Annotated in this window: 20 protein-coding genes, 1 tRNA gene and 1 pseudogene; 3 read left to right on the forward strand and 19 right to left on the reverse strand. The window is 49.1% G+C overall.

The features are described 5' to 3' along the window. Nucleotides 1–26 precede the first annotated feature (26 nt). The 3 genes from P404_RS0104705 to P404_RS0104715 form a co-directional block, all read right to left on the reverse strand. Entirely contained in the window at nucleotides 27–1,055 is a 1,029-nt protein-coding gene (locus tag P404_RS0104705) for a sugar-binding transcriptional regulator (protein WP_081809570.1), read from the reverse strand. 115 nt (nucleotides 1,056–1,170) lie between these two features. After that, a complete protein-coding gene (locus P404_RS0104710; RefSeq protein ID WP_014971166.1) occupies nucleotides 1,171–1,431 on the reverse strand; it encodes a glutaredoxin family protein in 261 nt (86 codons plus the stop codon). Further along, a complete protein-coding gene (locus P404_RS0104715; RefSeq protein ID WP_026830113.1) occupies nucleotides 1,431–2,582 on the reverse strand; it encodes an RNA polymerase factor sigma-54 in 1,152 nt (383 codons plus the stop codon). The genes P404_RS0104710 and P404_RS0104715 overlap by 1 nt, the downstream gene beginning before the upstream one ends. A 168-nt stretch (nucleotides 2,583–2,750) precedes the next feature. Here P404_RS0104715 and P404_RS0104720 point away from each other — a divergent pair. Both P404_RS0104720 and clpP read left to right on the forward strand, forming a co-directional pair. Then, nucleotides 2,751–2,826: transfer RNA gene (locus tag P404_RS0104720), tRNA-Arg, on the forward strand. Between the two features lie 183 nt (nucleotides 2,827–3,009). Next, nucleotides 3,010–3,591: pseudogene (gene clpP, locus P404_RS0104725) on the forward strand (ATP-dependent Clp endopeptidase proteolytic subunit ClpP); the annotation flags it as partial. Between the two features lie 139 nt (nucleotides 3,592–3,730). Here the strand turns inward: clpP and P404_RS0104730 are convergent. The 11 genes from P404_RS0104730 to hprK form a co-directional block, all read right to left on the reverse strand. Then, nucleotides 3,731–3,967 carry a hypothetical protein gene (locus P404_RS0104730; RefSeq protein WP_014971169.1) on the reverse strand — a complete coding sequence of 79 codons (237 nt, stop codon included), beginning with the start codon at nucleotides 3,965–3,967 and terminating at the stop codon, nucleotides 3,731–3,733. A gap of 81 nt (nucleotides 3,968–4,048) precedes the next feature. Continuing rightward, complete coding sequence (gene whiA, locus P404_RS0104735) at nucleotides 4,049–5,005, reverse strand: DNA-binding protein WhiA (protein WP_014971170.1); 957 nt, start codon at nucleotides 5,003–5,005, stop codon at nucleotides 4,049–4,051. Beyond that, nucleotides 5,002–6,000 (reverse strand): gluconeogenesis factor YvcK family protein, encoded by a 999-nt coding sequence (locus P404_RS0104740; RefSeq protein ID WP_026830114.1) that lies wholly within the window; start codon nucleotides 5,998–6,000, stop codon nucleotides 5,002–5,004. Before P404_RS0104740 ends, whiA begins: the two co-directional genes overlap by 4 nt. After that, nucleotides 6,000–6,869, reverse strand: a complete 870-nt coding sequence (gene rapZ, locus P404_RS0104745; protein ID WP_014971172.1) for an RNase adapter RapZ — start codon at nucleotides 6,867–6,869, stop codon at nucleotides 6,000–6,002. The genes P404_RS0104740 and rapZ overlap by 1 nt, the downstream gene beginning before the upstream one ends. A gap of 112 nt (nucleotides 6,870–6,981) precedes the next feature. Beyond that, nucleotides 6,982–7,944, reverse strand: a complete 963-nt coding sequence (trxB, locus tag P404_RS0104750; RefSeq protein ID WP_014971173.1) for a thioredoxin-disulfide reductase — start codon at nucleotides 7,942–7,944, stop codon at nucleotides 6,982–6,984. Between the two features lie 60 nt (nucleotides 7,945–8,004). Further along, entirely contained in the window at nucleotides 8,005–9,489 is a 1,485-nt protein-coding gene (locus tag P404_RS0104755; RefSeq protein ID WP_026830115.1) for a tetratricopeptide repeat protein, read from the reverse strand. Nucleotides 9,490–9,585: 96 nt separating this feature from the next. After that, a complete protein-coding gene (gene kapB / locus P404_RS0104760) occupies nucleotides 9,586–9,966 on the reverse strand; it encodes a sporulation phosphorelay system protein KapB (RefSeq protein ID WP_014971174.1) in 381 nt (126 codons plus the stop codon). A 28-nt stretch (nucleotides 9,967–9,994) separates the two neighbouring features. After that, the gene (locus tag P404_RS0104765; protein WP_026830116.1) at nucleotides 9,995–10,477 is read right to left on the reverse strand and encodes an acyltransferase; all 483 of its coding nucleotides are present in this window, start codon (nucleotides 10,475–10,477) and stop codon (nucleotides 9,995–9,997) included. Continuing rightward, nucleotides 10,461–11,117 (reverse strand): pyrophosphatase PpaX, encoded by a 657-nt coding sequence (ppaX, locus tag P404_RS0104770; protein WP_014971176.1) that lies wholly within the window; start codon nucleotides 11,115–11,117, stop codon nucleotides 10,461–10,463. Before ppaX ends, P404_RS0104765 begins: the two co-directional genes overlap by 17 nt. Nucleotides 11,118–11,121: 4 nt before the next feature. Further along, nucleotides 11,122–11,955, reverse strand: a complete 834-nt coding sequence (gene lgt / locus P404_RS0104775) for a prolipoprotein diacylglyceryl transferase (protein ID WP_026830117.1) — start codon at nucleotides 11,953–11,955, stop codon at nucleotides 11,122–11,124. Continuing rightward, nucleotides 11,955–12,890, reverse strand: coding sequence for an HPr(Ser) kinase/phosphatase (hprK, locus tag P404_RS0104780; protein ID WP_014971178.1), 936 nt, complete (start codon nucleotides 12,888–12,890; stop codon nucleotides 11,955–11,957). Before hprK ends, lgt begins: the two co-directional genes overlap by 1 nt. 122 nt (nucleotides 12,891–13,012) lie before the next feature. Between hprK and P404_RS0104785 the strand changes: the two genes are divergently transcribed. Then, nucleotides 13,013–13,402, forward strand: coding sequence for a hypothetical protein (locus P404_RS0104785; protein ID WP_236624321.1), 390 nt, complete (start codon nucleotides 13,013–13,015; stop codon nucleotides 13,400–13,402). Nucleotides 13,403–13,520: 118 nt separating this feature from the next. Here P404_RS0104785 and P404_RS0104790 read toward each other — a convergent pair whose 3' ends face one another. From P404_RS0104790 to P404_RS0104810, 5 genes are all read right to left on the reverse strand, one after another. Continuing rightward, nucleotides 13,521–14,624, reverse strand: a complete 1,104-nt coding sequence (locus tag P404_RS0104790) for a DUF4097 family beta strand repeat-containing protein (RefSeq protein WP_026830118.1) — start codon at nucleotides 14,622–14,624, stop codon at nucleotides 13,521–13,523. A 107-nt stretch (nucleotides 14,625–14,731) separates the two neighbouring features. Continuing rightward, nucleotides 14,732–17,587: an excinuclease ABC subunit UvrA gene (uvrA, locus tag P404_RS0104795; protein ID WP_014971181.1), complete on the reverse strand. Its 2,856-nt coding sequence runs from the start codon at nucleotides 17,585–17,587 to the stop codon at nucleotides 14,732–14,734. Nucleotide 17,588: 1 nt separating this feature from the next. Beyond that, entirely contained in the window at nucleotides 17,589–19,556 is a 1,968-nt protein-coding gene (uvrB, locus tag P404_RS0104800) for an excinuclease ABC subunit UvrB (RefSeq protein ID WP_026830119.1), read from the reverse strand. A 165-nt stretch (nucleotides 19,557–19,721) separates the two neighbouring features. Continuing rightward, nucleotides 19,722–20,885, reverse strand: coding sequence for a PDZ domain-containing protein (locus P404_RS0104805; RefSeq protein ID WP_026830120.1), 1,164 nt, complete (start codon nucleotides 20,883–20,885; stop codon nucleotides 19,722–19,724). Nucleotides 20,886–20,904: 19 nt separating this feature from the next. After that, nucleotides 20,905–22,326, reverse strand: a complete 1,422-nt coding sequence (locus tag P404_RS0104810) for a S41 family peptidase (RefSeq protein ID WP_026830121.1) — start codon at nucleotides 22,324–22,326, stop codon at nucleotides 20,905–20,907. Between the last annotated feature and the right edge of the window lie 34 nt (nucleotides 22,327–22,360).

Below are 22,360 nucleotides of genomic sequence, written 5' to 3' on the forward strand. Positions count from 1 at the left end.
CGAGTTATCTATTATTCAAAAGGGGGCTACCCTTTCAAAATCGTTGTTGCTGCCCCTTCATCCGTAATCAGGATGATGTTCGGGGACTGTTTGACATACGCATTGATTGCTTCTGCCTTGGAATGTCCGCCCGCGACGACGATGACGTGTTCGACTTGTTTCAAGTCGTCGAGTTGCAGACCAACCGTCTTCACCCGATGCACGATTTTCCCGTCCCGATCGAAATAATAACCAAATGCTTCTGCCACTGCGTGTTTGGTTTCAAGCTGTTCCAGTAACTCGGTTGAAGCGCGACGACGTTTCGCCATCGTTTTTGCCTCACCAATTCCATGTACCACGATTGAGGCATCTCTAATCATTTGTAACACATTTTTTATGCTTGGCTCTTCCACCATCTTGACAAACGTTTCCGTGCTGACCATGTCTGGGATGTGCAATAAGTGGTAATCACTTTGTGCACGGGACGCCATTCGTGAGCAGACCGTATTCGCTTGTAATTCAAGGGTTTCGCCTAGTCCACCACGTGCTGGCACAAATGTCATCGGACGGTTTTCCTTGTCGGGCGACATCATCGCCGCGACGGAAGCCATCGTCGTTCCTCCTGTGACGGCAATCGTGTTGTGTACAGATGAAGAAAGTTCTCGTTTCAAACGTGCGACCGTCGCACGTCCCATATCGCGTTGTACCCAAAATGTCTGATCCGAGTCACCCGGTACGATGACGACATCTCGTACGCCCAGTTTTTCTTTTAAAGCTTTCGCCATATCGGAAATCCCGGCCAGTTCTGCCATCACACTGTGCATACTCCGTAAGACGGTCCGTCCTTCGTCCGTTAAAGACATTCCTTGTGTTGCCACTTCGAGCAATCCTTGCTCTTTCAGAAAGTCTACTTCGCGCCGTAACACCCGCTCCGTCAAGCCAAGGCTTGTCGCTAGTGTACGTCGACCAATCGGTTGCATCAGCCGGACATAATGAAGTATGTCGTAACGTGTCTGCATTTCTTCAATCAGATCAGGCACGATTCGCTTTTGGATCTGCACTAACTGCCGAATCATGTATTTCCCGCTCCTCTCAAACTGCTGGACACTTTACGTCCCGCGTGTCGTATCTTGTCCCACTTGGTACATCCTCATCATAACAGCCATCGCACAAGGATTCAAGCCCCACCCTTCAACTTTTTTCAAGTAAGCGGTTTCTTATGGGCTCTGTCTCAAATTTGCCATAACTCCAAATTTCAGACTGATACATCACAACCGGAATTTCATATAAAAACCGTAAGCTGAGCGCTGCATCTTCATCAATGTTGATTTCTTGGTACGACCAACCGGGAAATTCGTCGAGTACGAAATCAAGTAAGACGGCGGCTTCCTCACATAGCGTACATCCCGGACGTGAATACAATATTAAGGTCATGTGTTCTTTTGTTTGCATCAGTCATTCGCCTCTCGTCGGTTCGTGATGTCGGACCGGGTCAATTCAAGACCCGACCGGTACTTGGCAATCGTCCGTCGCGCGACTTGGATGCCTTCCACTTGAAGACGATCAGCAATCTGTTGATCCGACAATGGCGTGATTGTTTCTTGAATCAGCTTCGCAATCCGCACCTTGACCAAAAAGCTCGATGTCCCATCCTGCGTCTTCGATACAAAAAAGTTTTCTAACGCCAATGTCCCGTGGGCAGTCCGGACCGTTTTGTTGGCAATCGCTCGACCGATCGTCGAAGGATGATATCCCGTTTGTTCAGCAACTTCCTTTTTTGTCAGTGGTTCCAGGTGAAGCTCACCTTCAAACCAACGGACTTGTCGTTTCGTGACGACATCTAAAATAGCCTCTAGCGTCTTCCGTCGTCGTTCGTACGCACTTAAAAAGGATTTTGCTTCTTCAAGATCCGTCCAGGACGCATCGACCGGTATGTCATACCAGACAATTCGGATTTGACCATCCATCACCTGTACCTCAGCTTCCGGTATCGTCACGACGGTTGATGTCGGCAAGACCGGTCTTTTCGGCAACCGATTGATTCGTTGTTTCATTTGCTGTCGCTCCGTTACATCCCTGATTCCCTGTAGGGCTTGTTTGAGCGACATCCCTGCTTGCAGCTCGGTGACCAGATCAATCAGTTGGTCTTCTTCTGACTCGATGGCGTGCAACAATCGGCACTCCGCCTCTGAACGTGCCGCGATACCGGTTGGTTCACATTGTTGGAGCAGTTGCCGCGCCTGTCTGATGATCGACTCCTCGCTCGCAAGCAGAATCGCTAATTCTGCGTCTGTCGTTCTGAGTAGTCCATCCGTATCTAAGTACATGATGAGTTGTTCCGCCATATATCCTATTTCCTGTCTGACCGATTCTAAACGTATTTGCTTCAGAAGTTCATTCTCAAACGAGTCGATCCGATCCGCAACTTGCTCTAAATCTGGATGGATTGTTTTTCTTCCATTATGTTTCGTGTGCCTAGCACGACGGATGATCCGGTAAAGATGTTGCTCTAGTTCCGCGCGCGTCTCTTCTAAAACCGATAATTGAAACAACTGTGCTGCTGACATCACAAGACGCTGCGCTTGTTCTTGTCTCTGTTCCATCTGTTCATCTTCCCTTTCTCCGACTGGATGTGGTTCTGTTTCTATTATAATGTATGGGGATTGAATCAATCGTCCTTCAGCCTTTTACAAAAAAACAAGAAACTTCAGTTTCTAGTATTGCTTTCCTGAAAAAATGTCGGTATACTATTAATTGTTCAGTAAAAACATGCACCCGTAGCTCAGGGGATAGAGCACTGGTTTCCGGTACCAGGTGTCGGGAGTTCAAATCTCTCCGGGTGTACCATACTTGAATCTACAGGCAATGCCGTTCTCGGTGTTGCTTTTTTTCTATATCGGTATGTTTACGCGAATCGGTTTCAGGAAAAATACCTAGAAGTCGCATCGTATCTTTTGACCAATACTGACCAAAGGATTATGATAAGAACAAGGCGAATATGAGCTACATACCTACTATAAGGAGGCAAAGACTATGTTAATTCCAACAGTCATCGAACAAACCAACCGCGGGGAACGTGCGTACGACATCTACTCACGTTTGCTCAAAGACCGGATCATCCTTCTCGGGAGCGCGATTGACGACAACGTCGCCAACTCAGTCGTTGCCCAGTTGCTGTTCTTAGCAGCAGAAGATCCAGATAAAGAAATCTCGCTTTACATCAACAGCCCAGGTGGTTCAATCACAGCCGGTATGGCGATTTACGATACAATGAACTTCATCAAACCACAAGTTTCAACAATCTGCATCGGAATGGCTGCATCAATGGGTGCTTTCTTGCTTCAAGCAGGCGCTAAAGGAAAACGTTTTGCGCTTCCAAACGCTGAAATCATGATTCACCAACCACTTGGTGGCACACAAGGTCAAGCATCGGATATCAAAATCCACGCCGAACGGATCATCAAGATGCGTGAACACTTAAACAAAATCATGGCTACAAATACAGGACAACCACTTGAAGTCATCGAGCGCGATACAGAGCGTGATAACTTCATGTCTGCTCAAGCAGCAGCTGACTACGGTTTAATCGACCGTGTCATGGAACGTGCATAAGCTTTCACGAACCGTCTTCACTTCATGTGGAGGCGGTTTTTTTAGTTTGTTACCCGAATACCACATTGCAGTATGAAAAAAGACCTCTGTCCGACTTCTCCCCTCAAGGAGAAAGTACGTGGACAGAGGTCCTGATTCATTAATCGATCATGTCTGTGATATCAGATACGATATCGTGGTTTTCGCGGATCAATGTGTAAATCCCGTTCGCATGTGGTGAAAGTTCTTCTTCTGCCTGTAATTGCTTCAGGAACAGGGAAGTCGCAAACGTCACGAGTGTACTTTTCGGAACACCGATCGTTTTTGCTTTTTTCGTAAGCAGTTCATCAAACTTCGCATCTACCGTCAGCGAAATACGTTTTTTGTCATTAGCCATTTCAAAAACTCCTTAATTCGAACATTTAGTTGCACCGACTATATATTATAGTAGACTATGGTTCATCTCGCAAGTTACTCCCTAAAGAGCCCCGGTCATGGATTCGCCGTTTCGGAGTTTATCCGCAATTTGATCAATCTTGCGCAATCGATGATTGATACCTGACTTCGAGATGGCACCACTTTCGACCATCTCGCCTAACTCCTGTAACGTCACGTCTTGATGGGTCACACGTAAGATCGCAATTTCTCTGAGTTTGTCCGGTAAGACATCGAGTCCGACCGTCCGTTCTAAGAACTTGATGTTCTCGACTTGGCGTAACGCCGCACCGACCGTCTTGTTTAAATTCGCCGTCTCACAGTTGACGAGTCGGTTGACCGAATTGCGCATGTCCTTCAAAATCCGGACATCCTCAAAGCGTAACATCGAATAGGTCGCACCAATCAGCTTCAGGAAATCAGAGATCTTTTCACTTTCCTTGATGTAGAGGATATGCCCTTTTTTCCGTTCGATCGCTTTTGCATTCAAGTCAAACTGATTCGTCAAGCTGCGTAAGGCGGCATTGTGTTCTTCATACAGACTGAAGATTTCCAAGTGATACGAAGACGTCGCCGGATTGTTTAGTGACCCGCCCGCTAAAAAGGCGCCCCGGAGATAAGCCCGGGCACGACGTTCATCGTGGAGAATCGAATCACTGATCGAGCGGATCATCGTAAACCCTTCTCCGAGAATACCGAGATCTTGCAGAATCTTGTCCGCTTGTTGTTTGACGCGGACGATGTAGACGTTATTTTTCTTTAACCGCATTTTTTTGCGGACGAGTAAATCGAGATGGACACCATAAGCGCGTTTGAGCAGCGAATAGATCCGACGCGCAATCGACGCATTTTCCGTCGAGACGTCAAGTGTCAGTCCACGGCCGAGACCAAAGGAAATCGCCCCATTCATCCGGGCGAGCGCAGCAAGCTCCGCCTTCATCTCGTGATCGGTCATCGTAATTTGTGTTAATTCTTTTTTGACTTCTGAAGCAAAACTCACGTCAATTCCTCCTTCCCTTCAAATTGACGGACCCGTCGAATCGATAAGACTTTCCGCATGACAAGGCTTGCGACGGCATCCGAATCATGGCGGATGAAGTGATGGTTGTAGTCCACGATATCATCCGCGAGTACTTCAATGCCGGCTTCTTCAAAACTCGTTTCATCGTAGGTCACCATATCCGCGTGATCCTTCTGGTATTTTCGTAAATAACTGACATCAATCGATTCGTTATTGACGATGATCGTATCGATCACCCCTTTGCCGAGGAATCGTTCCAGGACGTTCAGGTGATCGTTTGCCGTAAAGGCCGTCGTCTCCCCCGGTTGTGTCATGACGTTGCAGATGTAGACGACCGGGGCAAGCGCCTGCTTGATCGCATCGCGAATCTCTTCGATCAAGACGTTCGGAATGACACTCGTGTAGAGGCTACCTGGACCAAGGACGATGACATCGGCGTCAAGAATAGCTTGAATCGCTTCCGGGACGGGGCGGACGTCTTCTTCTTCGAGGAAAATCCGGTCGATGACCTTCCCGACTTTTGGAATCAGTGACTCCCCCTTGACGATTGTTCCGTCTTCAAACTCGGCACATAACGTAATCGTCCGTTCCGTTGCCGGATAAACTTTTCCTTCCGCATTCAGCAGTTGTCCCATGACACCAATCGCCTCGACAAACGAACCGTTACAGAGCTGCGTCGCTGCCGTCAGCATCAGGTTCCCGAGCGAATGGCCGTGCAGACCTTCCCCCGTCTCAAAGCGATATTGCATGATCCGGTCCATCAGTGTCTCGGACTTCGACAGTGAGACGATGACGTTTCGGATATCCCCCGGCGGCAACATGTTGAATTCCGTTCGCAAACGGCCCGAGCTTCCCCCGTCATCAGCGACGGTGACGATGGCCGTGATATCAAGCGGATAATGTTTTAACCCACGCAAAAGAGTTGATAGGCCCGTTCCTCCGCCGATGGCGACGACTTTTCGTTCCCATTTCATTATTTTTCCTCCTTTGCATGCACATAGTCCCGGTGATTCGTCACAATATGGTATTGGTTCTTGAACTCTTTACTGATCGCTTCCGCAAACGTGATCGACCGGTGTTTGCCGCCCGTACAGCCGAGTGCGACGACGAGTTGTGATTTCCCTTCCCGCTCATACTGGGGAATCAGGAATTCTAACAAGTCGACGAGTTTTTTATAAAACAGCTTCGCTTCCGGCCATTGCATGACGTAGGATGATACTTCAAGATCGAGTCCCGTTTTTGGTCGGAGTTCCGGAATATAAAACGGGTTCGGCAAGAAACGTAAGTCAAACACAAGATCGGCATCGAGTGGTAAACCATGCTTAAAGCCAAATGACATCACGTTGACCGTGAACGGAATCCGTTCCCCTTCCGTAAACTCTTTTAAAATCCGTTCTTTTAGTGCGAGCGGCTTGATGTCGCTCGTATCCATCAGCAATTGTGCTTTATCGCGGAATCCTTCAAGCAAGGTGCGTTCCCGCTCGATTCCGATCAGTGGTGAGGCGGTCGGGGCAAGCGGATGCGACCGGCGGGATTCTTTATACCGACGGACCAATACCTCATTGCGGGCGTCCAAATAAAGCATTCGGATTTGCAGGTTCGTTTTCTTCAAATCTTCATAAACGACAAAGAAACTATCGATGAAATCACGAGCCCGTGTATCGATGGCGACGGCGATTTTCGGACGCACCTGTCCAATCACTTCAATCAATTGTGGTAGTAACGTCGGCGGTAAATTGTCGACACAAAAGTAGCCTAAGTCTTCAAAACTATTCATCGCGACCGTTTTCCCGGCGCCACTCATTCCTGTAATGATGACCAGTTGCGGTTGATTCTCTTCCATCTCTTCGCCCTCCAGACAACAGTTCCGTGTGTATTTTTTACTCTGATTTCAGTATAACACAAAAAAAGAGCCAGCTTGATTGAAGTGCCCTCCAACCAAGCTGGTTCTTGAATTAGACTTGTGATGATTCCTGTAATTCTTCAAGCAAGGCTTCGATATAATGTTGCGCGTTTTGAGCCGCAATCGAACCATCATTCGTCGCTGTCACGACTTGACGTAATGTTTTCTCACGGACATCACCAGCAGCAAAAATTCCTTTGATGTTGGTTTCCATCGCTTCATTCGTCACGACATATCCTTGATCATTCAAGATTCCGAGATCCTGGACATATCCTGTGATCGGGTTCATCCCGATGTAGATGAAGACGCCGTCAATCGGATACGTTGTCGTCGCTGCCGTTTTCGTATTGATCAATTCGATGCCGCCGACTTTGCCGTTATCTTCATTGATTTGTTTGACCGTATGGTTCCAGATGAAATCGATTTTCGGATTGTCGAATGCCCGTTTTTGAAGGATTTTTTGGGCACGTAATTCTTCGCGACGGTGAACGATCGTCACTTTTTTCGCGAATCGTGTCAAGTAGACCCCTTCTTCGACCGCTGAATCGCCACCACCGATGACAAACAGTTCTTTTTCTTTAAAGAAGGCGCCGTCACAGACCGCACAGTACGAGACACCACGTCCGCCGAGTTCTTCTTCACCCGGTACGCCGATTTTCTTGTACTGGGCACCCGAAGCGATGATGATCGCCCGTGCGTAGTAATCCTTGTTGTGGGCATGAATCGTCTTATACGCCGGACCGTCTTCGATACTGCGTACGTCACCATACGCGTACTCCGCTCCGAATGCTTTTGAGTGATCGAACATCTTTTGTGAGAGATCCGGACCCAAAATACTATCGTATCCTGGATAGTTCTCGATGTCTTCCGTATTCGCCATCTGTCCACCGGGGATACCGCGTTCGATCATCAAAGTCGATAAGTTTGCTCGTGATGCGTAAAGTGCTGCTGTCATACCAGCAGGACCGGCACCGATGATAATGACGTCATAAATTTTTTGATCAGTTCCTGTCATGATTCCACCCCATCTGTATTTTCGTTGTAGTTTGAGTATAGGGGAGAAACGGACAAACGTCTAACACTTTGCACGCGCCGGGTTCAAAAGTCGTTGATAGGAACGAATCACAGCCGCCACCTCGTCGAACGAGACATCGACTAAAGCCGCACAGTCCTCAATCAAAGTCCCTTCACGGACGTCATGAAACAGGTAAATCAACGCAGCAGCTGACACCTCAATCGCGTCAAACGTCTCTCCACTAAGGACGATTCGCGCGAATCGTTCATAAAAGTCCCCTTCTAAACTCATCCGTTCTTCATCTGAAACATACCGTTCCGCTAGACGAATCGTCAATAACGCACGATGAATCCGGGCATCGACGATCATTTTCTCACCGTTCATCTCATGTAGAATCTGTTCTGTCAGCAATAAAACATCCGGATGATCCGTCACTTCCGGCATCATCGATAACGCCAGTTTTGCTTCCTCATCGTTCAGTTTACCAAGCAAAAGTGCCGTGAAAATCCGTGAGACGTCATCTTCCGTTTTCAGCGCTTGAATCAACGCGGAACGGAACTGAAGGTTATGTCGGATATCGTACGCTTCTTGTTCTTCCCGCATGCCTTGGGCTTCTTCTGATTGTAGGAAGGCAGCAGCTTCTTCGACATGTCCTGTCTTGAATGCTGAAATCGACAGCCAGTGACCGAATAGCGGGTCTCCCCGGTAACCACGACGTTCGAGTAACTTCAATTCTTCATACGCTAAATCATGACGACCGATGATCGCGAGCGTCGAAGCGACCTTGTAACGGGTCTCGAGATTGAGCGACCGGACGTGTTCGAGCTTCTGCGATAGACGGTGGGCTTCTTCGTCCTGTCCCATCTCATGTAACAAGACAAGCGTATTACAGAGGGCGTGTAAGTTTCCTGGATTTCCATCAAGGACCTGTTCGAGTGACGCAAACGCCCGGTCATTTTCACCTAGATAAAACTCGACGATCGCAAGGTTGTTGTAGGCTGGCCAAAACGTCGGATACTGGATGATCAAAGCTTCCAGTGTCTCTTGCGCCGCAAATAACATCCCTTTGTCGATTTGACGTTGTGCTTGAGCATGCAAACGAATCAATTCATCCTCATCGTCATCTTCCATCTCTTGTTCGAGATCGATCAGTTCCACGAGTGCGGCCGATGCCTCTGCGTGTTTTCCGTTCGGTGCACTGGATAGATATTCAAGCGCATAGTTTTTTGCCTCTTCATATAAGGAGACGTGCGCGTAGTTATTCGCTAAATAAAATAATGATTCGGTATTTGACTTGTCGAGCGTCCGCACTTGTTTCAAGACATCATTGGCATGGTTGATCTCGCCTGTCTCAAACAGGACACGTGCGTAACGTAAAAGATAGCGGATATCGTCAGGCTGAAGCGTCGTGGCTTCATCGAGATGGTATACCGCCTCTTCAAGTCTCCCTTCCCGGTGCGCCTTCCGTCCGCGGAAATAAAAAAGTTCCGCTTGGCGCATTGTAATCGCAAAGGGGTCTGCTTTGTATTCAGTTAATTCCATCATGATTCAAGCCCCCATAGATCTAAATCTGGTTTCGTAGTTGCAGAGACAAGAATAACCTATCTCGGAAACCGTTGCAACAGAAAAAAACGCCGGGGTTTACGCCCAGCGTTTCGCATAAATCGATTCCAGTTCCTTGTAATTCTCTAAGCATTTTTGTACAAAAGCATCCGCTTCTGGATTTTGTCCGTTCAGACGCGCGACATCTTTGTCGTAGGCTTGACGTAAGCTCTCGGCATAGGCCGGAATTTCACCGTCGTACGCATAAACGACACTTGGTGCGACCGTCACTTTTTCGTGTGGGTGTAGGGCGGGACGAACATGGAAGAGCGGAACATCGACCTGGTTCGGATTGTGCAAGTCACCTTGGACCGGGTGTTTCTCGACCGCCAACACTTCCACGACCAACCCTTGTGGACGTTCTGCAAATAATCTTCCGAAATACTTTCCTGTTTTATACGTAAAGCGGATATAACTCATCTCGTTTCCTCCTCTTCTCACAGTTTCGTCACATTTCATGACGACGGAGCGGCTGACTCGAGACCCGTTCGCCTGGCAGGATGTCACGATGGACGACCGATCCTGCTCCGATCCTCGCGCCATCTCCAATCGTCACCCCTGGTAAAATCGTGACGTTGGCCCCGATCAACACATCGTTTCCAATCGTGACGTTCCCGATCCGGTATTCCGTCGTTAAATATTCATGGCAGAGAATCGTCGTATTAAAACCGATGATCGTATTCGAGCCGATCGTGATCCGTTCCGGGAACATCGTATCCGGCATGACCATCAACGCGAGTGCCGTCCGGTCTCCGATCTTCATCCGCAAGAATGTCCGGTAGAGACTGTTCTTAAAACGAAGCGACGGGGAAAAACGACCGATCGTGATGATGAGGAAACACCACATGACTTTAAAAAACGACACCGTCCGGTACATGTGCCACAGTGGATTCGTCGTCCCGACGCGATAGCGGTCAGTTCGTCTTGGCATTCTCGGCCTCAATCCAGTCGCTTAAGTGTTCCATCGAGTCGATGATCACGTCCGGTTGCAAAGCTTCGAGGTAGGGCCGCCCTTTGATGGCCCACCCGACGGCAACGGTTTTTAGTCCAGCATTTTTTCCGCCGTCGATATCGGTAGCATTGTCACCGACCATGATCGTTTCGTTTGGTGTTGCGCCAAGGAGCGCCATCGCTTTTTCGAACGGTTCGACGGCCGGTTTTTCTTCTGTCACGTCATCCGCTGCGATGATCGCATCAAACAGATGCGTCAATCCAAACAGTTCGATTCCTTTTAAGGCGACACGCCGGCTTTTCGACGTCACGATCGCCATCTTGTAGCCCTCTTGTTTCAAGCGACGTAATCCGTCGAGAACCCCCGGATATTCGAGCACCAGCGCATCGTGCATCGCGATGTTGTAGCTCCGGTAAAAGGCGACCATCTCTTTCCACTGGTCCGCATTCATCTCAGAAAACGACTTCTCAAGTGTCGGTCCGATGAACGGAAGCAACTCCGCTTCCGTAAACGTCCGGTCCGGGTAGTAATAACTCAGTGTATGTTCAAAACTTTTTAGGATGAGGGGGTTCGTATCAATCAACGTCCCGTCGAGATCAAATAAAATCGTTTGAATCATCGGCTCATTTCGCCTCCCGTTTTGTTCCGTCCAAGTAACGGACGGCATTTTTCCGAACGACCATCATGATCAGACCAAATAGGATCAGGCAAATCGATACGATCTGGGCAGTCCGTAATCCATCTCCCATCATCAAACTATCAGTCCGCAAGCCTTCGATATAGAATCGACCAATCGAATACCAGACGAGATACCCGAGGAAGATATACCCCCGACGTGGATTCCATTTCATTCGCCAGACGATCAATAATAGGACACCGATGATATTCCAGATACTTTCATAGAGGAACGTCGGGATATAATAGACGCCGTCGATGTACATCTGATTGACGATCCAGTCCGGTAAGTGCAAGGTATCTTGCAGGAACGTCCATGTCGTTTCCCCTCCGTGAGCTTCCTGATTAAAGAAGTTGCCCCAACGTCCGACCGCTTGACCGAACAAGAGCGACGGCGCCAAGATATCCGCGATTTGCCAGAAGGAGATGTTTTTCTTCCGTGTATAAATCAAGACCGTCAAGATTGCCCCGATGATCGCTCCATGAATCGCGATCCCACCTTGGCGAATATTGATGATCTGATCGATGTTTTGACCGTAATAGTCCCATTCGAACGCCACGTAATAGATACGTGCACAAATGATGCTGATCGGAATCGACCAGATGACGACATCAACCGCATACTCTTCATTAAAACCGATTCGTTTCGATTCGAAGATGGCGATCATCAGACCGACGACTGCTCCTAAGGCAATGACAATCCCGTACCAATAGATCGGGATCGGCCCCAGTTCAATCGCTACCCGGTCAAACGTTGGTTGGACACTCGCTAACGTTCCCATCAAAGGCCACCGTTCCCCTCTTCAATCGCTTGCGCCAGACGCCCCGCAAACTCTTCTGCTGTATTGATGCCCATGTTTTTCAGACGATAGTTCATCGCAGCCACCTCAATGATGACAGCTAAGTTTCGCCCTGGACGGACTGGAATCGTCAAGAAAGGAATTTCCGTGTCAATGATCTGAAGGGTTTCTTGATCAAGACCAATCCGGTCATACACTTTGGTTTGATCCCAAATTTCTAAATTACAGACGAGGCTGATTTTTTTATGCGAACGAACCGCACCGGCTCCAAATAACGTCATCACATCGATGATCCCGATTCCCCGAATCTCAAGCAGATGCTGAATCAATTTCGGTGCTGTCCCGACGAGGATGCCATCACCCGTTTGACGGATTTCAACCGAGTCATCGGCAACGAGACGATGACCGCGCTTGACGAGTTCCAGTGCTGTTTCGGATTTACCGACACCACTGGCTCCCTTGATGAAGACCCCGACCCCATAAATGTCGACGAGTACACCATGCATCGCCGTCGTCGGTGCGAGTTCCGCCTCGAGGAAGTTGGTGATTTGAGATTCGACCGATGTCGTATGTCCCTTCGTCGTCAACAGCGGGACGTTCGTTTCGTCTGCTGCCTTGACGATTGCTTCCGGTACCTCGAACCCACGTGTGATCAAGATGCCAGGTGTCTCATCCGTACAAAGGACGTTCGCTCGTTCGAGCTGTTCCTCATACGTCAAGTTATTGAAAAACGTCAATTCCGTTTTTCCGAGAATCTGGAGTCGTTCCGCTGGATAATACGCATAATAGCCGGCAAGAACGAGACCCGGTCGACAAAGATCAGCCGTCAGAATCGGGCGATGTAACCCCTCTTCTCCGGTGACGATTTTTAAATTGAATTGTTTTACGATTTCAGCTGTTCGCACTTTTGGTTGCACGCTCAATCAGCCCCTTTCACTTGAAGTATTGTACCATATTTTTACGAAAATCAAGGAATTCGATTAGAAGTGGACAATCTTGGGAATGGATTACAGATAGCCTAAAAAGGAGGGATATTATGATGGAATCATCAGGAAGTGGCATTGGTCTCATTATCATCTTAATTTTATTCGGAATTCTCGCCATCGCTGGTTTTGTGTATCTGATCATGGCACTGATCGATATGTGGAAAGCCTACTCACGCAACCAAGACCAAACCGCTTTATTGTTCTTCATCATTTCGATCATCGGGATCTTCATCAGCGGTTCGCTCATCTCACTTATTCTTGCCATCGTCTTTTATTGGAACCGGGCACGTCGCAAAAGTTGGATGGGGATCGGTTTGATCATCGCGTCGATCGTCCTGACAATCATCGGGATCATCGTGTTCATCCAATTCGGTTATGACATGAACAACTTCGAAAACATGAATTTCGACGATCCGATGATGGATCAAGATTACGATTACTAAGCTTCCCCTTCTCATCCGACGACTCCCTATCCTAAGTGATAGCGAGTCGTCGTTTTTTGTCGAAGCCATCAAAAAATCCCTGCCTCCTTTTCATCAAAGGGGCAGGGATTTACTTAACTTAAAAAGCTTGCGGGCTTAAATGAACGCCGTGTGTGACAGAAATCGTGCCTGTTTTCGTCTCGGCAGCGACTTCGATTTTCGGTGTCCGACCACGACCTGATAAGAAGTGCAGCTTACGATTCACGACTTCTTTTTGATCGCGAATCAATTCCATCTCATCGAGGTTACAGTTCAGTCCACCGAAGTTCGTTTCCAGCTCTCCATAAATCTCAGCACCATGCGGCAACATCAAGGCGATGCTTCCGGCTAGGGAAGATGCTTGAATCTTTGCATCTTGAACGGTTTTCAATTCACAGCGGACATTGCCGTTCGCCGTCTTCAAGTCAGACCGTTCAAAGACACCCGTTGCGATGACTTGACCGTTTGCCGTTTTTGCTTTCAGTGACTTGATTTCTGATTCTTCGATTTCAATCGAGCCGTTTGCGGTCGACGTCTTGACCTCATCACTGAACAGATCGCGGACAAGAATCCGTCCGTTTGCTGTCATCAATTGGACCGACGTCGCATCGAGCGATGACAACGTGATTTCCCCGTTTAGCGTTTGGAGAACCAATGACTCATAATGACGACGTGGAATCTTCAGATGAATCGTCGCCCGGACACGTTTGTCTTTAAGACGAATCGATAGCGTGTTGGCAGAGACAGAATGTTGAAGAGAAGCTTGAAGTTGCTCCAGCGCCTGCTCTTCATTGACTTGGCGAAGCGGACGACCGGTCACAGTCAGTTCACATTCTTCGAGATCCCCCGGCTCAATGATGGCATTGGCATTAAAGAGGTCCAGATGAATCGTCTCGCCGCTGAATGGGAATTGTTTGACGTAGGTGACGTTTGGTCCAGATGTTTGATTAAGTGACAAATCACTTTCCTTGATCCGGTTGACGAGTCCGTCAAATGCCGACATGACTTTCGACGTCAGTGAATCGACCGTATAATGATCGACCCGGTCGTAGTGTTCCGGTTCGTCCACGTACTTGTGTTCACTGGCTGTCGACTGATGCTCGTTAATCGCTTCGAGTCGTTCCAGCTTGTCAAGCGCTTCATCAATCGTCAGCTTTCCTTCTTTCACTTGTTCAAGTATCAGTTGGCGCATATCTTGCTTCATCAATATTCCCTCCTCTGATCTGACACACGGTAATCGGTCCTGCATACTTATTACTTTCGTTCTACTTCCTTTACTTCCCTTTTTACGATTCTTGAATCAAAAAAGTTTCACGATTCGATTCGTGCCGCATCTCGTTCCAAGACTGGAGCCAGGTAGTGACCCGTATACGATTCCTTGACGGCCGCGATTTCTTCCGGTGTTCCGGTCGCAACAATCTTCCCGCCACCGTCGCCACCTTCCGGACCCAGATCAATCAGGTAGTCGGCCGTCTTGATGACATCGAGATTGTGTTCGATGACGAGGACGGTGTCACCGTTATCCACTAGACGCTGCAAGACTTTTAATAAGCGGGCGATATCGTGGACGTGTAATCCGGTTGTCGGTTCATCGAGAATATAAATCGTTTTCCCGGTCGATCGTTTGTGAAGCTCAGACGCCAGTTTGACCCGTTGTGCTTCCCCGCCGGATAGTTCCGTCGCCGGTTGGCCAAGGCGCATATACGTCAGTCCGACATCGGCGATCGTCTGGAGCTTGCGGCTGATTTTCGGAATCTTCTCAAAGAATTCCAATGCATCTTCGACCGTCATTCCCAGGACGTCGGCAATCGTCTTCCCTTTGTACTTCACTTCGAGTGTCTCACGGTTGTACCGTTTGCCATGGCAAATCTCACACGGAACGTAAACATCGGGTAAGAAATGCATCTCGATTTTGATGATTCCGTCGCCACGGCACGCTTCACAACGGCCACCTTTGATGTTGAAGCTGAAACGCCCTTTTTTGTAACCGCGGAGCTTCGCTTCGTTCGTCGACGCGAACACGTCACGAATGTCATCAAAGACGCCGGTATACGTCGCCGGGTTCGAACGTGGGGTCCGACCAATCGGCGACTGGTCGATGTCGATGACTTTATCGATTTGATCCAGCCCGGAAATCCCTTTATGGGCACCTGGTTTTTCTTTCGCCCGGTTCATTTCATGGGCGATCGTTTTATAAAGGATCTCATTGATCAACGTCGATTTCCCAGATCCCGATACACCCGTGACGGCGACGAACAAACCAAGCGGAATGTCGACATCCACATTTTTCAGGTTGTTTTCCGACGCTTTATGAATCTGTAGTGCCCGACCATCCGGTTGTTTCCGTTCTGACGGAACAGGAATGAATTTTTTCCCCGACAAGTATTGACCTGTCAAGGAGTTGGGATCTTTCATCAATTCTTCCGGACGTCCGGCTGCCGTCACGAAGCCACCGTGGTCCCCTGCACCCGGTCCGATATCGATCAGGTAGTCGGCCGCCATCATCGTATCCTCATCGTGTTCGACGACAATCAACGTGTTTCCGAGGTCACGCATCGTCTTCAGCGTATTGATCAGCCGGTCATTGTCGCGTTGGTGTAAACCGATTGATGGCTCATCCAAGACGTACAGGACCCCTGTCAGACGGGAACCGATTTGTGTCGCCAGACGAATCCGTTGTGCTTCGCCGCCAGACAACGTCCCGGCAGCGCGTGAAATCGTCAAGTAATCCAACCCGACGTTTTCGAGGAACGAGGACCGTTCATGAATCTCACGGACGATCATCTTCGAAATCGTCTGATCCTTTTCAGACAACTTCGCCGGTAATTCTTCGAACCAGACGACCGCTTGTTTGACGGACATCTTCGTCACGTCTCCGATATGGATACCGGACACCTTGACGGCAAGTGACTCACGTTTCAGACGGTGCCCTTTACACGTCGGACATGCCTTTTTCGCCATGTAACCTTCCATCTGTTCCCGGATATAATCCGAGGATGTCTCTTTGAACCGGCGTTGCAGATTGTTTAAGACCCCTTCAAAGAACAATGACGTATTGCGGACCATCCCGAAGTCATTTTCATAACGGAATTGAATTTCTTCTTTAGTACTGCCGTTCAAGAGGATATCACGGTGTTCTTCCGACAACTGGTCGAACGGTGTATCCATATCGATCTTGAAGTGACTGCAGACGGCTCCGAGCAATTGCGGATAGTATTGTGAACTGGTTGGTTCCCAGGCGACGATCGCCCCTTCGTTCAACGATTTATCAGGATGCGGAACCACAAGATCAACGTCGACCTCAAGTTTTGTCCCGAGTCCGTCACAGGACGCACAGGCACCAAACGGTGAGTTGAAGGAAAACATCCGCGGTTCGAGTTCCCCGATCGAGAAACCGCAAATCGGGCAGGCGTGATGCTCACTGAATAACAATTCGTTGCCATCCATCGTATCGACGATGACCCGTCCATCAGCGAGACGTAACGCCGTTTCGAGTGAATCGGCAAGGCGCGCTTCGACGTCCGGTCGAACGACGACCCGGTCGACGACAACTTCGATCGAGTGTTTTTTATTTTTTTCGAGTTCAATCTCGTCCGTCAAGTCAATGGTCTCGCCGTCGACCCGTACACGGACGAACCCTTCTTTTTTTAAGTCTTCGAACACTTTGACGTGGGCACCCTTCCGACCCGAAATGATCGGTGCAAGAATTTGGAGACGACTCCGCTCCGGCAGTTCCATCACTTGGTCGACCATTTGACTGATCGTCTGGCTCGAAATCTCGATACCGTGATTCGGACAGATCGGTTTGCCGATCCGGGCGTACAGCAGACGCAGATAATCATAAATCTCCGTCACTGTTCCGACCGTCGAGCGTGGATTCTTACTCGTCGTCTTTTGGTCGATCGAAATCGCCGGGCTTAACCCTTCGATCGCATCGACATCCGGTTTATCCATCTGTCCGAGAAATTGACGGGCGTAAGCGGATAGACTTTCGACATATCGCCGCTGTCCTTCTGCATAAATCGTATCAAACGCGAGTGACGATTTCCCGGAACCGGATAAACCCGTCAGGACGACGAGCTGATCACGCGGGATTTCGACATCGATGTTTTGTAAGTTATTGACGCGAGCGCCCTTGATAATGATTTTGTTCTTTTTTTCTGCCACCTTAGGCACCTGCTTTCAATTCTAAGATCAGATCACGCAATTCTGCTGCTCGTTCAAACTGCATATCTTTTGCTGCTTGGCGCATCTCTTGGTCCAGTTGCTCGAGCAACGTCTCGCGTTCTGGTTTTTTCAACTTATTGAATTTCTCCAGTTTTTCCATCGTGTCATCACTTTCAATCGTCGTACTGATGACACCGCGGACGTCTTTTTGAATCGTTTTTGGGGTGATGCCATGTTCTTTATTAAAGGCGAGCTGAATGTTTCGCCGCCGTTCCGTTTCACCCATCGCCCGTTGCATCGAGTCTGTGATCTTATCGGCAAATAGGATGACATGCCCTTCCGAGTTCCGTGCTGCTCGTCCGATCGTCTGAATCAGTGACCGTTCCGACCGCAGGAACCCTTCTTTATCAGCATCGAGGATCGTCACGAGCGAGACTTCCGGAATGTCGAGTCCTTCTCGCAACAAGTTGATGCCGACGAGGACATCGTATTTCCCAAGCCGCAGGTCCCGAATGATTTCGATTCGTTCGAGCGTCTTGATTTCGGAGTGCATATAGTTGACCTTGACACCATGTTCTTTCAGATAATCCGTTAAATCCTCCGACATCTTTTTCGTCAATGTCGTCACGAGGACCCGCTCATTTTGGGCAACCCGTTCCCGAATATTATCCATCAAGTAGTCGATTTGACCCGTAATCGGATGAATTTCGATCGTCGGATCGACAAGTCCCGTCGGACGGATGATCTGTTCGACCATCTCTTTTGTATGTTCGATTTCGTACGGTCCCGGTGTCGCCGAAATATAGATCGCTTGACTGACCTTCTCTTCAAACTCTTCAAAACGTAACGGACGGTTATCTTTTGCCGATGGCAGACGGAAACCATGTTCGACGAGCACTTGTTTCCGTGCCTGATCCCCGTTGTACATACCACGAATTTGCGGCAAGGTGACGTGTGATTCATCAGCAATCAGTAAAAAATCTTTCGGGAAATAATCAATCAACGTGTATGGTGTCGAGCCTGGTGGCATCAAGTTCAAATGACGGGAATAGTTTTCAATCCCGGAACAGTAGCCCATCTCGCGCATCATCTCAAGATCGTAGTTCGTGCGTTGTTCGAGCCGCTGGGCTTCAAGCAACATCCCGTCTTCGCGCATCTTCGCGAGTTGCGTCTCGAGTTCCGCCTCGATGTTCGTGATTGCTTTTTGGAGACGGGTATCCCCCGTCACGAAGTGGGATGCCGGGAAAATCGAGATATGTTCCCGGTCAGCAATGATTTCGCCCGTCAAGGGATCCATGTCCCGAATCCGTTCGATCTCATCACCAAAAAATTCAACCCGGACACACTGTTCGTCACGCGATGCCGGGAAAATCTCAACGACGTCCCCGCGGACACGAAACCGCCCCCGTTGGAAATCGATATCGTTCCGTTCATATTGGATGTCGATCAAGCGGCGTAACATTTCATTACGCCCCATCTCGTTGCCGACACGAAGCGACAAGACATGGTTGTTGTACTCTTCCGGATTACCGAGACCATAGATACAAGACACCGACGCGACGATTAGTACGTCTTCCCGCTCAAATAGTGAGGACGTCGCCGAGTGACGGAGTTTATCGATCTCATCATTGATCGAGGAATCCTTTTCAATGAACGTATCCGTCGATGGGACGTATGCTTCCGGTTGGTAATAATCATAAAAACTGACGAAATATTCGACGGCGTTATTTGGGAAGAACTCTTTGAACTCCGAATAAAGCTGACCGGCCAGCGTCTTATTGTGCGCCAGGACCAATGTTGGTTTTTTGATCTCGTTGATGACATTCGAGACGGTGAACGTTTTCCCTGTTCCCGTCGCTCCAAGTAACGTCTGATGGCGTTCACCATTTTTGACACCTGCAATCAGTTTTTCGATTGCCGTCGGTTGGTCGCCACCGGGTTCAAACGGTGATACTAACTCAAAATCCATCGTATTCTTCCCCCTCATCCAGTAAAAAAATCTATTTTTATTGTATCACTTTACGAACAAACATTCGATTATGAAGTACTCTTTTTAGAAGTTACCCGTTTTTCGACAAAAGAAAAAGTCCAGCTGGTCAGCTGAACTGTTTTCCTACGCAGATTCTGATCTCGCTCATTGAAGCGTCCTGATTTTCGCCCGTTTGTTCCCCGGTTCACTGACGAACACGATTCCGAGATCGTGATGGTCCTGTTCATAAAAGGCACGCTGGGCAAAACGGACGTCTCCGTTATGATTCATCACTTCAAGCCGGAGATACGGTTTATGTCGTTGAATCGCTTCATAAAACGTCTTCTCTGATTCGACGAACTCCCCATTGACTTTATAAATCGCTTCCCCCGGGACAAGACCCATCTCGGACGCCGGTTTTTCCGGAAGTGTTCCGAGAATGACGACACCCCGTTTTCCGTTGAGGAACAATGGCGTCTGCGAACGGTTCCAGCGTTTCGTCCGCTGATGGAGCACGATATGCACGAGGAGCAAGACAGGTAAGCCGTACAGCCAAGCGGCTTGTCCGGTCAAGAAGGCAGCAAGCGCAAGGACGACCGCTGACAAGAAGCTGATCAGACGCCCTTGAACAAGCGGACGCATCAATTGTTCCGGCAATTGCCCCGTAAAGAGGAAACTGAATCCGATCGGTAAGAAGACGACCACTGGAACGAACTCCGGAAACGTCCATTGCGGAATCCACTGTTCGAGGCTACTGCCCGGAACGAGGACGACAAGCGGGATCAGCCACAATTTATTGGACGCCAGCCCGCCGATGTAACGGCCCCGTTTCGACAGGACAAGTGACGGTGATAAGTTTTTCTTGCCGCGCCAGACGAGCAACATCAGTTCGGCTGCCAGTGACAACGCAGCAAGCAGCAACCAATTCGTCACGCTGACCTCAGTCAGACCATCGATTCGGTCGTCGGCCACGAACCAGGTCAGACCCGCCATGACCACGAGCGGCCAAAGCGGTAAATTAAACCGGACGACTCCTGTTAGTAAGATCAGGAATGTCAGCGCGGTAAACGCCATCAGAAATTCTGACGAGACCGTCAGCTTGAGACTGAGACTGATGACGGATAAGACGAGACCGACCACGAGTCCCGGGACAAGCGTTTCGAATACATCGGTCCGCTTGCTCCGGGTACGTGACCGAAACAGGTTCCGTTCGCGTTTGACACGCCGCATACTGAGTAAAAAACTGACCAGAATTGCTAACCACAAGATCGGACTAACGAAGAGACTAATCGCTGTCCAACCGATTCCATCGAGTAATTCCACGCCCATTCAGACCTCTTTCTGTGAGTTATTGCGCAGCGACTTCAAGCGCCTTGATCCGTTGTACATCATTTTTTTGATCTTCGAGTTTCTTCAGCAGACGTGTTTCCATCTCAGCTGCCGTCACTGGATCGATGTTTCCTGTCGCGTCCAGCTTCGCATCCTTCTGCAAGCGCTCGACTGCCTGTTTCATCGTATCGCCGAAATATCCTTTCTGTCCTTTTGGATCAAAGCCGATTGCTTCGAGGACCAGATGGGCATTTTCGACGGACTTTCCATAATCACCGCTCGCTAACGTCTTGTCATCCGTCAAAATCTTCGTCACGTTGAAGTAATCCGGTTGTTTGACTTCGACAGTCGGTTTGACACCTTTTTTATGAATCCAGTTCCCATCCGGCGTCAGCCATTTGTTGGTCGTCAATTTCAGGTCGCTGCCGTCTTTTAAGTCATAGGCACTCTGGACGATCCCTTTTCCGAACGACTTCGTCCCGACGACTTCTGCACCCGCGCCCTCTTTCAGACCGGCTGCGAGAATTTCAGACGCAGAGGCCGAGCCACTATCTTCGAGGACAACGATCTTATACGGTTTCTTCTCTTCCGCTTTCCCGAATTCCTGCGTCCGTTCCCCTTTGTTGTCTTCCACTTGGAAGATCGGTGTCTCTTTTGGAATGAACGGCGCAATCATTTGCGAGACTGCCGTCAGCAAGCCACCCGGATTACCCCGGACATCAATCACAAGACCATCGATGTTTTTTTCCTCGAGTGCTGCCAGTTGTTTCTCGAATTCATCTGCTGTCGGATCCGAGAACTGGGTGACTTGCAGGACACCAATCGTCTTCCCGTCGACTTGTTCCGTCTCGGAATACACCGTCTCGATCGGAATCGTATCGCGGACGATCGTGATCTTCATCGGATCTTGTCCACCCCGTTGAATCGTCAAGACGACTTTTGTTCCTTTTTCGCCCCGGATCTTCTTGACCGCTTGATCCGTTTTTTGTCCTTTGGTCGTTTTCCCGTCGATTTCTAAGATGATGTCCCCCGGTTTGATGCCCGCCTTTTCAGCCGGTGAGCCCTTGATCGGTGAGACGATGACGATTGCTTCTCCTTTTTGTTCAAGTGTCGCCCCGATTCCTTCGAACGAAGACGACAGATTCGTATTAAACGACGCCGTTTCCGACTCATCCATGTACACCGAGTACGGATCCTCGAGCACTTCCGTCATTCCTGTCAGTGCACCTTCCAGCAATTCCTGATCCGTCACGTCCTCCAGATAATTTTGTGAAATCATCTGCCGGACTTGATCAATCTTTTTCCAATCGCCTGTAGATTGTGATGAAGAACTTGTCGCCACTGTATCCGTTCCACCTGTCGCTAACATCCCGACAGCACCTGCGCCAAGCCCCAAGCCAAACGTACTGACCGCTATGACGGCCGTTGTCGATTTTTTCACGCATGATTCCTCGTTTCTGGTGTAAACCTGCTAT

The organism is Exiguobacterium antarcticum DSM 14480 (assembly GCF_000685865.1).
In the GTDB taxonomy this organism is placed as follows: Bacteria; Bacillota; Bacilli; order Exiguobacteriales; family Exiguobacteriaceae; genus Exiguobacterium_A; species Exiguobacterium_A antarcticum.